The organism is Shinella sp. CPCC 101442 (assembly GCF_024704725.1).
Taxonomy (GTDB): domain Bacteria; phylum Pseudomonadota; class Alphaproteobacteria; order Rhizobiales; family Rhizobiaceae; genus Shinella.
The window spans coordinates 30,276-42,548 of record NZ_JALIQS010000015.1 but is presented as its reverse complement, the minus strand read 5'-3'; the positions used below and the strand labels follow the sequence as shown (position 1 = coordinate 42,548).

The 12,273-nt window shown below is 60.3% G+C and carries 11 protein-coding genes and 1 pseudogene; 6 read left to right on the top strand and 6 right to left on the bottom strand.

The features are described 5' to 3' along the window. Positions 1–21: 21 nt before the first annotated feature. The 6 genes and pseudogenes from MUO32_RS28015 to MUO32_RS27990 form a co-directional block, all read right to left on the bottom strand. Positions 22–1,107 (bottom strand): annotated as a pseudogene (locus MUO32_RS28015) (glycosyltransferase); the annotation flags it as partial. Between the two features lie 189 nt (positions 1,108–1,296). After that, a complete protein-coding gene (locus MUO32_RS28010) occupies positions 1,297–2,457 on the bottom strand; it encodes a glycosyltransferase (RefSeq protein WP_257951664.1) in 1,161 nt (386 codons plus the stop codon). Further along, complete coding sequence (locus MUO32_RS28005) at positions 2,454–3,563, bottom strand: DUF72 domain-containing protein (RefSeq protein ID WP_308311342.1); 1,110 nt, start codon at positions 3,561–3,563, stop codon at positions 2,454–2,456. The genes MUO32_RS28010 and MUO32_RS28005 overlap by 4 nt, the downstream gene beginning before the upstream one ends. Positions 3,564–3,610: 47 nt before the next feature. After that, positions 3,611–4,540 carry an NAD(P)/FAD-dependent oxidoreductase gene (locus tag MUO32_RS28000; protein WP_257951663.1) on the bottom strand — a complete coding sequence of 310 codons (930 nt, stop codon included), beginning with the start codon at positions 4,538–4,540 and terminating at the stop codon, positions 3,611–3,613. A gap of 605 nt (positions 4,541–5,145) precedes the next feature. Then, a complete protein-coding gene (locus MUO32_RS27995) occupies positions 5,146–6,129 on the bottom strand; it encodes an ornithine cyclodeaminase family protein (RefSeq protein ID WP_257951662.1) in 984 nt (327 codons plus the stop codon). Beyond that, the gene (locus MUO32_RS27990; protein WP_257951661.1) at positions 6,126–6,734 is read right to left on the bottom strand and encodes a transcriptional regulator; all 609 of its coding nucleotides are present in this window, start codon (positions 6,732–6,734) and stop codon (positions 6,126–6,128) included. Before MUO32_RS27990 ends, MUO32_RS27995 begins: the two co-directional genes overlap by 4 nt. Before the next feature lie 164 nt (positions 6,735–6,898). Between MUO32_RS27990 and MUO32_RS27985 the strand changes: the two genes are divergently transcribed. The 6 genes from MUO32_RS27985 (at position 6,899) to MUO32_RS27960 (ending at position 12,264) form a co-directional block, all read left to right on the top strand. After that, positions 6,899–7,858, top strand: a complete 960-nt coding sequence (locus tag MUO32_RS27985) for a threonine/serine dehydratase (RefSeq protein ID WP_257951660.1) — start codon at positions 6,899–6,901, stop codon at positions 7,856–7,858. Then, the gene (locus MUO32_RS27980) at positions 7,858–9,033 is read left to right on the top strand and encodes a M20 family metallopeptidase (RefSeq protein WP_257951659.1); all 1,176 of its coding nucleotides are present in this window, start codon (positions 7,858–7,860) and stop codon (positions 9,031–9,033) included. The genes MUO32_RS27985 and MUO32_RS27980 overlap by 1 nt, the downstream gene beginning before the upstream one ends. A 22-nt stretch (positions 9,034–9,055) precedes the next feature. Next, positions 9,056–9,823, top strand: coding sequence for an ABC transporter ATP-binding protein (locus tag MUO32_RS27975; protein WP_257951658.1), 768 nt, complete (start codon positions 9,056–9,058; stop codon positions 9,821–9,823). A gap of 28 nt (positions 9,824–9,851) precedes the next feature. Beyond that, entirely contained in the window at positions 9,852–10,631 is a 780-nt protein-coding gene (locus tag MUO32_RS27970; protein WP_374708732.1) for a transporter substrate-binding domain-containing protein, read from the top strand. A 120-nt stretch (positions 10,632–10,751) separates the two neighbouring features. Continuing rightward, the gene (locus MUO32_RS27965) at positions 10,752–11,465 is read left to right on the top strand and encodes an ABC transporter permease (protein WP_257951657.1); all 714 of its coding nucleotides are present in this window, start codon (positions 10,752–10,754) and stop codon (positions 11,463–11,465) included. Beyond that, positions 11,458–12,264: an ABC transporter permease gene (locus MUO32_RS27960; RefSeq protein WP_257951656.1), complete on the top strand. Its 807-nt coding sequence runs from the start codon at positions 11,458–11,460 to the stop codon at positions 12,262–12,264. The genes MUO32_RS27965 and MUO32_RS27960 overlap by 8 nt, the downstream gene beginning before the upstream one ends. Positions 12,265–12,273: the final 9 nt, after the last annotated feature.

Here is a 12,273-nt window from a genome sequence, read left to right as displayed (position 1 = left end):
CGCGGCGATAGCCACGGCATCCGCCAGATGCTGGCGACTGCTCGTACGCGGCTGCTCCGGCGCTTCCGCCCGGACGATTGCCTTTTCCAGCAGCGATCGCATGGCGAGAAACGTTTCATCCCAGGAAGAACGTGCGAGGATGGCATCGATCGGTGCCAGCCAGCCCGTGCCACGCCGCTTGAGAGCAAGTGCGTCGTCGCAGGCCTTTGCAAAACTTTGAGCATCTCCGGCAAGGAAAACACCGGGGACTGTGCCGTAGTGGCGGACGACATCCTTGATCGGCGTGCTTACGACGGGACGGCCGGACGCCAGATATTCCGGCGTCTTGGTGGGACTGATGAACTTCGTTGCCTCGTTCAGGGCGAACGGCATCAATGCCACCTCCCATCCCGCGAGATAGAGCGGAAGCTCTCTGTATGGCTTCTGACCGAGATAGTGAATGTTCGCCGCCCGCGGAAGGTCGTCAGCCGTGATCTTGGCCAGCGGACCGATGAAGACGAAGGACAGGTCAGGCCTCGCCTGGGCCACGGCACCGATCAGCGCAAGATCGAGGCGCTCGTCGATGACGCCGTAATAGCCGAGCCTGGGGCTTGGGATCGGGCGTTGATCGGAGGGCTCGGCCGTCGACAGTCGCGCCGATCGGAAATGGTTTGCATCAACGCTCGAGGGAAACGGATGCATGTTGCCATGCTGGTGGCGCTTGGCTTCGTAGAGGCTGTATCCGCCCGTAAAAGCCACATCGGCCCGCGCAATGAGCGCCGCTTCCATCTTCTTGATCTCGGGTGGGGCGAACTTGAAGTTGGCCAGTTCGTCCATGCAGTCATAAACAACGGCGGCGGCGGCGACATGGCGCGCGAAGCCATACATCATCGGTGTGTAGAACCACAGGATCGGGCGCTGTGCGCCGCAAAGCCCGAGAAGCTCATCGAGCAGTTTTCCGAGTGCCTGCTCGCGCCGCTCTGCACTCCATCCTTGCGGAATGCGGGGACGTACCGACTTGACGGTCGTCCCCTCGAACGGATGGATTTCCAGGTAAGCAAGATGGTGATCCGTCGGGATGAATTCTTCGAAGTAGAAAACGGGCCACTCTTTCGCGAAGCGTGCCATCAGGTGCTGCGGCCGCTGGAGAACGAAATCCCATCTGAGATGGGAAAAGCAAATCAACGGCGCATCGCGGTTTATCGCTGCGTGTGGGGCCGGGATAATTGAAGTGGGAAAATTCATCGTAGATCCGCGCTTGAGAGTCGCATGCAAACCTCCTTGTGGTGGCAATGTTCCGCAAAAAGTGAAACCGTTCTAATATTCGAAACAATTGATATACATCTGTAATTTCCGGATGGAGTGCGGCCACGTCCAGTTGTCGAGAACCGTCTGCCGTGGGGAGAAACTGGAGGTCGTATCAAGCATCTCAAGGATGCCTTGATGAAAATGTTCCGCGGGCACCTCACGGCCAGTCTGCGGCGTGATATACTGAAGTCCGCAGCGAAGCGCGCTATTCGCAAGCACCGGCAAACCGGCCATCATATATTCGGTGAGGATTGCCGGCGCGCCATCCTCAACGCCGCAGACGACGCCGATCTTTGCACGGTTCATCAATCGGTTGACATCGGCAAAAGGAACGCCGGGCGGCCCGACGAAGTCGACATTGATATTTAGGTCGACAGCCTGCTCCCGCAACGTCTCGCTCATTTCCCCATAGCCGAAAACACACAAGGCGCGGATCGATCGCGGGAGCTTTGACATCGCGTCGAAAAGAATATCGTGCCGCTTGTAGCCCTGAGCCGCCGCGACATAGATGACGTCATAGTCTTTGGAGCCATCGATCGGATGGAACGTGCTTTCCGAGGCGAACTCCGGCCCGATGGGGAGAACGGCGGTTTCCATACGGGGATGTCGGCCGCAAACCTCCTGCGACTGCCACTCGGCGCCGGTCAGCACGAGATCGAAATGACGGCTGACCTCGGGCGGCACACGCAGGGACGGTGCATCGATGGAATTGTAAATTTTGTAGCTGGACTTGCAGGCGAGGAGGATGTCTTCCGCTACCCCAAGCCCCCATACGCACAGAATGTCAGGTGGCCCAAAGGTCAGGATATGCGCCAACATATCGTTGGAACCAAACGGAGCCTCAGGACCATTCATCACGAATGCTCGTCTGATCAGAAACGGAGCATTTTTCATATCTGCAGCGGGCGGACAATCGCCACGCCAATGTGTCCAGATTTCACCGCGATCGACAATGCCCGCCTTTATGCAGGCAAGAGGAAGACGCTCCAGGTAGCCTCCGTTGACGCATAGGTCATTGCGCTGGTCAGTTGTCGGAGCGAAAGCATCTGGTGTGAGGGAAGACCATCTCGCCCGGAAGGCGTCCACCCCCGGATTTCCCTGTTCACCGCGTTCGCCATCCTGAAAATCGCTAATGACAACGATCCGCCGGGGGGAGGCGTTGTTTCTCATGAGATTGCCGATTGCTGCGAAGGAGACTTCAGCAGTTCCGTCAATCGCCGAGCATTTTCGATCGCATAACCGTCCCGATCATTGTTGAAATACGCCCATACGGTTTGGGCGCCGCAACACCGGATGCGCTCCGCCCATACACGCAATTCTGCGTCGCTATAGTTTTGGCGGTACCATTTTTCGGTACCATGGAAGCGGATGTAAATGTCTTCCGACGTCTTTACGAGTTCATCAGGCAAGCGCGGCGCACTGCATGAGCAGAAAATCACCCCGGCGGCTTTGAATGCGAGGAACACCTCCTCATTCCACCAACTCTTGTGCCGAAATTCGACAACGTTTCTGCGGCGGGCGTCGAGTTGCGACAGGATCGAATGCAACATTTCGGGGCTGTAGTGCGCGCTTGGCGGCAGTTGAAACAAGAAGCAACCCATCTGCGGGCCGAGAAGGTCGGCAATGTAGTAAAAATCCTCGATGAGGGACTTTGTCTCCTCAAACCGCCGGATATGAGTCACCAGCTCGCAGACCTTGATCGTATAAACAAAACCTGGTTCCGCCTGCCGAATCCATGTTCTGACGGCGGCGATCGTCGGCCACGAGTAGAACGGGGCATTGAGTTCGACTGTCTCGAAATGACCCTGATAGATCGCGAACATTTGGCTCGAGGGAACATCTGCGGGATAGAACGCGCCTTTCCAGTGCCAGTAATACCAACCGGAGCAGCCCACATGAACTCCGCCAATTACTTCATCAGACGTCGCCGCGATCGTGGCGCGCTTCTTGGTGGACATGCGGACCTCGTGCATCGCGAGAGCGCGAGCAACATTGGCATCACGCTGTTTTTGCCGACGTTCGGCGCGTTGTGCTCGTCTGCTTTCCATCTCCTGCGCAGTGCGCTCCACCACGTCAAGTCCTCTGCAAATATGCGGGCAAACTCCCAATGCACACCGATAGCGGTGCCCGCCATTGGACCGGGATAAGTTCTTCGACGGCATGATGAAATCAAGGCCGTGACGGACGGGTTGGGCGCTCGCCTGGCGCTTCGTTGCCCGCAACGAGAAATCGGAAAAATCGCTGCGTTCGCCATCTCCGTCATGTCCGATTGACACGTCACGACCTCGCAAGAGAAACCAAGGTCGTCCAGGAATGTTCCATACTATGGACGGACTAGGGTCGTAATCTCGCAGAGGTCGTTTCGGATTGTTGTCGCTGCAACGCCCGCTTGCCCCATGGCGTGGCTGATCTGATCCAGACCAATCACCACGTCGCCTGCAGCGTAAAGGCCCGGTATCGTCGTTCTCTGGTGGGTGTCGACAACGACGCATCCCTCCGGTGTCAACGCAGCGCCAATGGCAGAAACGAGTCCGGAACGAACATCGGATCCGAGTGCCGGATAGACAGCTGAGAAGTGCAAAGAACGTAACGGCGTCGTGATTGTTATCTGCTCCGCTCCAACTTCGATCGAGGTGATCGGCCCGGGTTCGACCGCAATCCCATGCTCATTCAACCGTGCCGCCTCTTCATCCGAGAGACCATGCTTCCCCGCGACAGAGACTAATGTCAGATCGCTAGTGTAGCTCCGGAGAAAGACAGCTTCGCGAAAAGCATTCGTGCCCGCACCGATAACCCCCACTCTTTTGTCAGTGATCTCGAACCCGTCGCAAACCGGGCAATACCGCAGCAGTCCGTGGGCAACAGCTTCATCGTGGGAGGCGTCCGGCATTGCAGGCCTGTGATTTGCGACACCGGTCGCAAGAAGGACGGACCTTGCGCGCAGGCTTCCACTATTGAAGACCACATTAAAAACTCCGTCGCAAATCCGAAGCCCCGTGACCTTCTTACGCTCGATTTTCGCACCATAATTTTCCGCCTGCGACCTCATCCTCATCAAGAGATCAACACCGCTGACACCGTCGGGAAACCCCGCATGATTATGAGATATAGGAATGGTCGCGGCTCGGCTGCTCTCATCGTCGAACACGACAACGGATAGGTGATAACGAGCAAGATAGATCGCTGCCGTTAGGCCGGCGGGTCCACCGCCGACGACAATGCAATCGACCTTTGCCACCCCTGGGGAATTCATGATCAAGGTCCTGACAAGTTTGCGCCGGAATGCTCCGGCTACAGCAAATTGATACTCCCCTTCCCTCCATTCGGAGGATATTCCAGTGTTGGATTGTGTGTAACAACTACATCGAAACCGCAGAGTTCCCCGCCACCTACTCTAGCGTCAGCAGAAACCGCTCGGGATCGATTTCATCGCCTCAGTCCGCCGGAAAGGGATACCTCGCGTTATAGAGTTCCTCCTGCTGTTGAATATCGCTTGGATTTGACCCAGTTTTTCATTTGGCGCTGTCCCGGCTAAAGCGACACAAAGGCTTGGGGAAAAAGCGTTCTTCTGGCTACGCGTGGGTCACGGTGAACTAACAATCCGGGTCAAATTCAGGCAACAATCAACACCCTATCTCAGGATCGTGCCCAATCGCGAAGGCGATGTCATCCCATAGTGGAACATCGGACTGTTTCATGCCAGAACGCAGGGCGAAATTTCACCCAAGCCACCTGCAGCAATGTTTCAGGCAATGGTCATGGAACATATCAGAGCGGCGGCAAAGGATGTGGCCGCACCGAAACCCGGCAAGCCTTCACCCAGACGCTGGTGTCGCCGCTTCTGTTAACTTCTGAGGTTCATACGGAAAGATCCCTACGGTTGGAACCCTTGTGCTTCAACGCGGCCAGAGCCGCGCGCACTATGGCGATATCCTGCGTTGCGACACCGGTAAGATCAGCTATGGTAATTTGATCATCGGAGGTCCGCCCGGGTTCCAAACCACTGAGGATAGCCCCGAGTTCCGGGCATTCGGATGGGTCCAGAATCCCGCTTATGACTGCCTTCGCGATTTCTCCGTGGTCCGCGCACTGCGATCGGGAGTCGACTGCGATTACTGCAGCGCGCGCGAGGAGGTCAAGTTGCAGCTCCTGCTTGCCAGGGGCATCGGCGCCGAGAGCGGTGATATGGGTGCCGGGCCGGATCCAGTCGGCCATGACGAGCGGCTCGGTCGACGGCGTCGTGGTGATGATCGCATCCGCTGTCGCGCACAGTGCCACAAGATCGGGCTCTGCAGCGACGGAGAACCCTTCCGACGCCATGTCGCTAGCGAAGGTGGCCGCCCTGGCGCCGTCGCGTGCCCAGTTGCGGAAGGTGAGCCGATGTTCCGAGATGGCGGACAGGGCCCTGATCTGCTGGCGGGCTTGCGTGCCCGATCCGACGACGGCGATGGACAGGCTGTCTCGCCGGCAAAGCGCGAGCGTCGCGATGGCGCCGCCGAAGCCGGTCCTGAGGTCGGTCAGCCAGCCCTCGTCATAGAGCGTGGCCACCACCTGGCCGGTGTCCGAGGAGATGGCGATCATCATGCCGTTGCTCGACGGCAGCCCGAGGCGCGGGTTGTTGTAGAAGCCGGAGGCGATCTTCACCACGAAGACGTCGTCACCCGCGATATAGCCGTACTTGATGTGGCAGTCGGCATTCTGCGCTTCGAGGCGCAGGTAGCCGACCGGGGGAATGTTCGCCCGACCGTCGACTATCGCGACATAGGCGTCCCGGATGGCATCGACGGCGAAGTCAGCAATCGGCAGGCACTTGAGGTCGTCCAGCGAGAGGTTGATCATCATGCATTGCCTTCATTGAGGTATTTGTAGACGGTCGCGCGGCCGAGCCCCAGCACACGGGATATGTAGGGGGCGGAATTGCGCGCGGAAAACGCGCCATCGGAGGAGAGCGCCACGACGAGTTCGCGCTTCTGCTGGCGGGTCATGTCGGTGATGCGGATGCCGCGGGCGTGGGTCCATTGCTGGATATATTCGTTGATCCGCTCGTGCCAGTCTTCCTTGAACAGGCTCGCGGGCTTCGCTTTGTCCTCCGGCAGCCGGATCAGCGTCGAAAGGGTGCGCATCACCGAATGGAAGTCCGACAGATCGACATTGATGCAAAGCACCGCGGCAGGTTTCCCGAGATGGTCTGAGAGCACGACGCTGATCGCCTTGATCGACCGGCCGTCCCAGTTCACCTTCTCGTAGGGGCCGATCAGGCGTTCGTCCGGCTGGAAATCGATCTCGTGCAGCAGGGACGGTTCGCCGATTTCCCGCTTGGAAAAATTGCCCGCGAGATAGACGACCTTCTCGGTCGCGAGATCATGCAGCACGACCTCGGCAAACGGCTGGAAGAGCAGGGCGACGGCGTCGCATATCCGGGCGTAAGTCTCAAGTTCCTGGTTCAAGTCTGTGGCCTCACATTTCATAGCGACAGTGACATTCGTGGACATATTTGTCCAGAATAGAAATTTCATCCACGTCTCTTGACTTTCCCCTAAAACGTCGCTCCTATCGTGGACGGATTGTGTTACATGGACATTTAGTCCACACCAATTTTAGGGCAACACCCATGGAAACCACCACTGCAATCGATGCCATCAGGGACGCCGAGACGCGGATCCGGCCGTTCGTGCGGGAAACCTACCTCGAAGCCTCCCCCTATCTGTCGAAGATGATCGGCCTCAACGTGCATCTCAAGCTGGAAAATCTCCAGCATACGGGCTCGTTCAAGCTCCGGGGTGCGCTGAACAAGATCTTGTCGCTGGGCAACGCCGCCGCGACCACTCGTGTCGTCACCGCCTCGTCCGGAAACCACGGCGCGGCCGTGGCCTTCGCGCTAAGGCAGGTCGGCGGCGAAGGTATCGTCTTCGTTCCGGAAAATGCCTCCGAGGCCAAGGTCGCCGCCATCCGCCGGCTCGGCGCGGAGATCCGCTTCCACGGGACCGATTCCGCGGTGACGGAAGCCCATGCGCGGGCGTTCGCCGAGGCCGAAGGCGGCGTCTATGTGCCGCCTTATAACGATATCGACGTGATGGCCGGCCAGGGCACGCTTGGGGTGGAAATCCTGCGGCAGTTGCCGGACGTGCGCACCGTCATCGCCTCCGTCGGCGGCGGCGGTCTGATCGCCGGCATCGCGACCTATCTCAAGGCCGCAGCCCCCCATGTAAAGATTGTCGGCTGCTCGCCACAGGCCTCCCGCGTCATGGCCGCCTCGGTCGCGGCCGGGCGCGTGCTCGACCTCCATTCCGACGATACGCTTTCAGACGGCACCGCGGGCGGCGTGGAACCGGACACCATCACGTTTGCGCCCTGCCGCAACCTGGTCGACCATTGGATCGACGTTTCCGAGGAGCAGATCGCGCAGGCGATGAAGCTGTTCGTCGAGCATCATCACATGCTCTGCGAGGGCGCCGCGGGCGTCGCCATCGCGGCCGCCATCAAGGCGGAGCGAGGCCTCATCGAAGGCCCGGTCGCGATCGTCGTTTGCGGAGCCAATGTTAGCATTCCGGTGTTGAAGGGCATTCTCTGATGCCCGCCGCAACCGTCGCTGGTTTCCTCACCACCGAGCTGCCGCGCCTTACGGCGCTGCGCCAGAAACTCCACGCCATGCCGGAGCTGTCCCGCCAGGAGATCGAGACCTCCAAAATCGTCGCTGCGGAACTGCGCGCGCTGGGGCTCGTCCCCCACGAGAATATCGGAGGCTACGGCGTGGTCGCCGAGATCGCCGGCAGGGCGGAGGGGCCGACGGTCGCACTTCGGGCGGATATGGATGCGCTGCCGATCCAGGAGGCCACAGGGCTCGGCTACGCATCGCGCCATCCGGGCTGCATGCATGCCTGCGGGCACGACGGACATACCGCCGCTCTGCTGGGTGCCGCGGCCTATCTCGCCGCGACGCGAAATTTTGCCGGCCGCGTGCTGCTGATCTTCCAGCCCGCTGAGGAACGCTACGGCGGCGCACAGCCGATGCTGGACGACGGCCTGATCGCGCGCTTTCCCTTCGAAAGCATCTTCTCGTTTCACAACTGGCCGGGACTGGCCGAAGGCGCGGTGTCGGTCGCGGACGGCCCGGTCATGGCCGGCTCGAACGAATTCGAGGTGGTCTTCCGGGCCGATGGAGCACACGGCGCAATGCCGCATCTCAGCGCCGACCCCATTCTCGCCGGCGGCTATTTTCTCACCGGCCTGCAACAGATCGTCTCGCGTACCGTCAATCCGCTGCAATCCGCCGTGGTCACCGTCGGCTCGTTCCATGCCGGCATGGCGCAAAACGTCATTCCCCAGGAAGCGCGACTGCGCGGCACCTATCGCGGCTTCTCGCTCGACATGCTCGCCCATATCCGCACACGATTGGAAAACGCCGTGCACGCCACTGCCGCGATGAGCGGTGTGGCCGCCGAATTCACCCTCGACGGCCCCGACTTCCCCCCAGTCGTCAACAGCCCCCGCGAGGCACAGATTATGCGCGAGGTCGCAACGGCACTGGGTTCGCAGCAACTCACCTCCTGCCCACCCTCCATGGCCGGCGACGACTTCGCCATCTTCCTCACCAAACGCCCCGGCGCCTACGCCTGGATAGGCAACGGCGCCGACAGCGCCGGCCTGCACCAGCCGGAATACGATTTCAACGACGGCATCCTCGCGACCGCAGCCGAACTGCTCGCCAGGACCGCCGAGGCAAGTCTTCAGATCAATACTGCGTAAGCCGGGACTCCAGGAGGCATCCATGGAAACGAACGCCATCGAAATTTCCAACCTGCATAAGCGCTTCGGCCCGCTGGACGTGCTCAAGGGCGTATCGCTGACCGCAAGGCAAGGCGACGTCGTGTCGATCATCGGCGGAAGCGGGTCGGGCAAGTCCACCTTCCTGCGCTGCATCAACTTCCTCGAAACGCCGAGCGAGGGCTCGATCACCGTTCATGGCGAGGCGATCGCCGTGCGACGTGGCAAGGACGGCGCCATGCTACCCGCCGATCGCCGGCAGTTGCAGCGCATCCGCGCGCGCCTCGGTATGGTGTTCCAGAGCTTCAATCTCTGGCAACACATGACGGTGCTGGAAAACGTCATCGAGGCCCCGACCCGGGTGTTGGGCGTGCGGCGCGACGAGGCCATCCATGATGCCGAAACGCTGCTGCGCCGCGTCGGCCTCTACGAAAAACGCGACGTCTACCCGGCCTTCATGTCCGGTGGCCAGCAGCAGCGCGCAGCAATCGCCAGAGCACTTGCGATCAAGCCGCTCGTGATGCTGTTTGACGAGCCGACCTCAGCGCTGGACCCCGAACTCGTCGGTGAAGTCCTATCGGTCATCCGCGATCTCGCACAGGAAAAGCGCACCATGATCCTCGTCACCCACGAGATGAAGTTTGCGCGCGAAGTCTCGAGCCACGTCGTCTTTTTGCACAACGGCCTGATCGCCGAACAGGGCACGCCTGCGGAGATATTCGGATCGCCGCAGTGCGAACCACTGCGCAAATTCATCAGCTCCATCAACTGACGTCCAGACAATCGTGAAAGGGGAACCCATGAAAAACATCACGAAAATCGCCCTCGTCTCCTGTGTCGCCGGGCTTATGTCCGCCGGCGTGGCACTTGCCGAAACGGTCAAGGTCAGCTGGGCCGCCGAGCCCTATCCACCCTTCGCCTCCCCAGATTCCTCCGGCAGCTGGAGCGGCTGGGAAGTCGAGTTCGCGGCCGCGGTCTGCAAGGAGGCGAAGCTCGATTGCGAAATCACGCCGGTCGCCTGGGACGGCATCATTCCGGCGCTGACCAGCAAGAAGATCGACATGATCATCTCCTCGATGACGGTCACCGACGAGCGCCTCAAGACGATCGACTTTTCCGACAAGTATTATGATGCACGCGCGGCCATCGCAGGTCCAAAGGGCACCGCTTTCGACGCGACGCCGGAAGGGCTGAGTGGCAAGGTGCTCGGCGTGCAGACCTCGTCAATCCACCAGCGTTATGCCGAAAAGCACTTCGGCGCCAGCGTCTCGGAAATCAAGGAATACCAGACGCTCGACGAGGCCCAGCAGGACCTTGCCGCAGGCCGCATCGATGCGATCCAGGGCGATTCCTTCGCGCTCAACAGCTTCCTGAAGTCGACCACCGGCGAATGCTGCGACCTCAAGGGTTATGTCGAGAAGGACGAAGCCATTCTCGGCCACGGCATCGGCATCGGGCTTCGCAAGGGCGACACGGCGCTGAAGGAGCAGCTCAACGCCGCGATCAAGGCGATCCGCGCCGACGGAACCTATGCCACCATCACGAAGAAGTACTTCGACTTCGACATCTACGGCGAGTGAGTTTCGCGCCGGAGCGTTCTTCGTTTCTATGAAACGCTCCATCTCACTCGATGCAAAATCGCTGGCCGGGACGACCGTCCTGGCCGGCGAACTTAGGCTGAACCTGGAAAGTGCCAATAGGTGTTCGATCTCACCCTTCTGTCGTTAAGCCCGCCCGGCTGGGGCGCTACGCTGCTGTGCGGATTTCTCAATTCCGTGACGCTCGCTGCCGGCGGCTATCTCATCGGCCTTGTCATCGGCATCGGCGGCGCGCTCGGGAAGCTGAGCGACAATGCGTTTCTGCGGGAACTGTGCGACATCTACACGACCGCCGTGCGCGCCGTGCCGGAACTGGTCCTGATCCTCGTCCTCTACTATGCCGGCACCGATGCGCTCAATCAGCTGCTTACGGTACTGGGCTTTGCCTCCGTCGATATCAGCGGCCTTGCCGCGGGCATCCTTGTAATCGGCGTGGTACAGGGCGCCTATTCCACAGAAGTACTTCGTGGAGCGATCCTTGCGATACCGCATGGCCAGGTCGAGACCGCGAAAGCCTACGGTATGTCACCCCTGCTGACACTGCGCCGCGTCACCCTGCCGGCCATGCTGCCCTTCGCCCTGCCCGGCCTTTCCAATCTCTGGCTGATTGCGACCAAGGACACCGCGCTTCTCGCCGTCGTTGGCTTCGGCGAGCTCACGCTCGCCACCAAGCAGGCCGCGGGAACGACGAAGGACTACCTCCTGTTCTATACGGCAGCGGCGGCGATGTATCTGTGCCTCACGCTCCTGTCCAATCTCGTTATCAAGCTGATCGACCGTCGCGCGACCCGCGGATTGGCGGTGATGCATGCTTAGCACCAATACCCTGCCGGCGGTCTCGTCAGGCCCGACCGTCAGATCGGTAAAACCCTTTGCACCGATCCGCTACGCCCTCGTTATCGCTATCGTCTGCCTGGCTGTTTATTTCGGCCGCTGGGACTGGATCGGCGATTATTGGATGCGACTGGCAAATGGCATCGGCGTCACGCTCCTTCTCTTGGTTTCGAGCTGCGTCCTCGGTTTCGCGTTAGCACTGCCGCTTGGTGTCGTCCAGGCGACCGGCCCTCGTCTGCTGGCCTGGCCGGCGCGGGCCTTCTGCACGGTCATTCGCGGAACGCCGCTGCTTCTGCAGCTCTGGATGCTCTATTACGGCCTTGGCGCCGTCTTCGCGCAGTTCCCCGAAATCCGCGCGTCCATCTTCTGGCCGGTTCTGCGCACCGCGTGGCCCTACGGGCTGGTGGCGCTCGTCCTGTCCTTTGCCGGCTATGCGGGAGAGATCATGCGCGGGGCGTTCGCCGGCGTGCCGAAGGGTGAACTGGAAGCGGCCTATACGTTCGGCATGAACCGCAGGACCGCTTTCTTCAGAATCTGGCTTCCCCGCGCCGTGCAGCGCGCGTTGCCGACGCTTACCGGTGAGACCATCCTGCAACTCAAGTCGACGCCACTGGTCGCCACGGTGACGGTTATCGATGTCTTTGCAGTGATCTCCAAGGTCCGGCAGGATACGTATCTCACCTACGAACCGCTGATTCTTCTGGCATCGCTTTACATCATCCTGACCATCACGCTCACGCGCCTGTTGCGCATTTTCGAAGCGAGAGCGATCAGGCGCTAGAGAATTTGG